Consider the following 2283-nt stretch of genomic DNA (forward strand, 5'->3'; position numbering starts at 1 on the left):
CTGCATAACAAAGCGTTCAAGAGGGATTCGCAACGCGCGGCATTTTCGTTATGCGTTGATTTTATTAGTTTTTAGTGTAATGCGGTGAGTTGGTAGTTGCGTTGCTCACCCCTTAACGCGGCGTTAGGCAAAATGGGTGACTAATGAGACAAATTAGATATGTTCATCTCGATGAAATTGAGCCTGAAAAATTTCTCCCAATATTAAACAAGTTAAGTATTCGAAAGCATCTAGTTGCTCACGATGAGTTTGATTCTGTGTCAGTGAAGTATTGGATTAAGGATAAACTCAACGAAGACCGAATTGAAGGTTGTAAAGTAAGAGCTATAGAGTTAGATGAAAACTTAGTTGGTTGGTGTGGTATTCAGTCGTCGGAGTTGGGCTTTGAAATTGCTATGGTTCTCGATGATAGTTGTTGGGGGCTTGGTAAGCAGGTATTTAAGTCACTTATGACTTGGTCTCGAAACTATGGTCACGAGATGGTATATATCCACTTACTGCATACGCGTCCAGAGTACGATTTCTTGCGTAGAAAGTCTCAAAGAGTGTTTTCAACAAAGATGTTGGGTAATAGATTTACAACTTACGAGTTGAGCGTTAGAAATTTTGCCTAACAAAGCGTTAAAGAGGGACAGCCAACGCGTGGCATTTTTACTGTGCGTTGATTTCGGTGGTTACGGTGTTATGCAGAAAGTTGGTAGTAGCGTTGGCTGCCCCTTAACGCGGCGTTAGTTTCTCTCAGGAAAGATCATCAAAAATTTACGCCCAAGGTTCTGAAAATTCAGCTTTTGGCGTTCAAACTGCACAACTGGACTTTTAAGTTTGGCTTGATGCTGATTTGGTAGAAAGCGTTGAAAGTTCAGTAGTTTCAAAGTCGCTGAAAACCATCAAGTTTCGATGCTTCAATGTTGTTGGATGCTCCACACGGAAAGTTTCGTTTCACAAAGGCTGCATTGTCGCTGAAATCGCGCTTTCTTTGTCGGAAATTCGGTAAGTGGCCAACTTAACCTTTATTGTTTTGAGTTTTGGCAGTCAACTTCACAGCTTTTGGCGTTGGACGTGTGCTTGTTCGATGCATTTGCGTAAAATGACTTTCAAGCAAATGTGTTAAAAATCATTGCTAAACAATAGACTACGAAACTAACAAACGCCTCAAGAGGGACTGTCAACGCGTGGCGTTTCCAGTCCCATTGAGCCGCGGTGGTTATGGTTGTTGTGTTTGAGTTTAGTGGTAATGCGTTGCCAGCCCCTTAGGCGGGCGTTAGTTTTTTCAGGTCAAATCAATACAAACGTAGTTGGTCGATAAAATGAAAAATAAAAATGGGTATGTAAGTGTTAGTGGCTCCGAGATTTATTACGAGCTTTCAGGTAATCATGATGGCAAGCCCTTATTGATGCTTCATGGCGGTCTTGGTTCATTGAATGAGTTAAGTTCAATTCATAAATATGTTGCTGCTGACTATCAATTGATAAGTATAGATTTCCGTGGTCACGGGAAGTCTCTTTTAGGTGATCGTCCACTTAATTACATGCAATATCAACAAGACGTTCAGCATGTTCTGAGCTATTTGGGCATCGATAAATATTCAATTTTTGGTTTCAGTGACGGTGGTATCGTAGGTTATCGGTTAGCAATACAAGAGCCGGAAAGGGTATCTTGTTTAGTGACACTTGGTTCGCAGTGGCGATTAGAAGCAGATGATCCATCGGTTGAATTACTAAGTGGTTTGACGGCTGAATTTTGGTCATCAAGGTTTGCCGATGATGTTGCTTTATATAAGGCGTCAAATCCTAAACCGGATTTCCCTAAACTCGTAGACGCTGTAAAAGCAGTCTGGCTTGATACAACAAAATCTGGTTACCCACATAAATTAGTTGAAAAAATTAGTTGCCCGACATTAGTAATGCGAGGTGATAATGACTTCTTGTTTTCGTTGGAAGAGGCAGCGGCTTTAAAGTCGAAAATTACAGGTTGTAGTTTTGCGAATATCCCATTGACAGGACATTCTTCGCATCAAGAATCTCCGGAATTGGTTGGTAAAATGTTAGAACAGTTCTTGTTGCAGCACAAAAACTAACAAGAGACTATGGCGTCAAGAGTTAATTTTGGCGCTGTTTGCATCCCACATGCAGCCGTCTCTGAGCATAGAATTTAGGAGCCTGTAATTTAAATTGTGTATCTGCTTATAATTAAGCCAGTCATGGCTAAGGATAAGCAATATGGATAAGAAAGCTCTAGAAGCCTTCGCTCGCGAAGCTGCTAAATCAATCAAGACTCCTTCC

General features: G+C 41.0%; 2 protein-coding genes and 1 pseudogene. All 3 read left to right on the forward strand.

Features of this window, described 5'->3' with window-relative positions; all coding sequences use genetic code 11:
• The first annotated feature begins 143 nt into the window (after window positions 1–143).
• The 3 genes and pseudogenes from FKN88_RS17310 (at window position 144) to FKN88_RS17320 (ending at window position 2078) form a co-directional block, all read left to right on the forward strand.
• The gene (locus FKN88_RS17310) at window positions 144–614 is read left to right on the forward strand and encodes a hypothetical protein (protein WP_001249002.1); all 471 of its coding nucleotides are present in this window, start codon (window positions 144–146) and stop codon (window positions 612–614) included.
• 421 nt (window positions 615–1035) lie between these two features.
• Window positions 1036–1086 (forward strand): annotated as a pseudogene (locus FKN88_RS17315) (DUF645 family protein); the annotation flags it as partial.
• Between the two features lie 221 nt (window positions 1087–1307).
• Window positions 1308–2078 (forward strand): alpha/beta fold hydrolase, encoded by a 771-nt coding sequence (locus tag FKN88_RS17320; RefSeq protein WP_154171040.1) that lies wholly within the window; start codon window positions 1308–1310, stop codon window positions 2076–2078.
• Window positions 2079–2283 lie beyond the last annotated feature (205 nt).

Source organism: Vibrio sp. 2017_1457_13 (genome assembly GCF_030851525.1).
Classification (GTDB): Bacteria; Pseudomonadota; Gammaproteobacteria; order Enterobacterales; family Vibrionaceae; genus Vibrio; species Vibrio metschnikovii.

Coding starts and splice junctions, on each gene's coding strand:
- FKN88_RS17310 (WP_001249002.1), top strand. CDS start 144: ATGAGACAAATTAGATATGTTCATCTCGATGAAATTGAGCCTGAAAAA.
- FKN88_RS17320 (WP_154171040.1), top strand. CDS start 1,308: ATGAAAAATAAAAATGGGTATGTAAGTGTTAGTGGCTCCGAGATTTAT.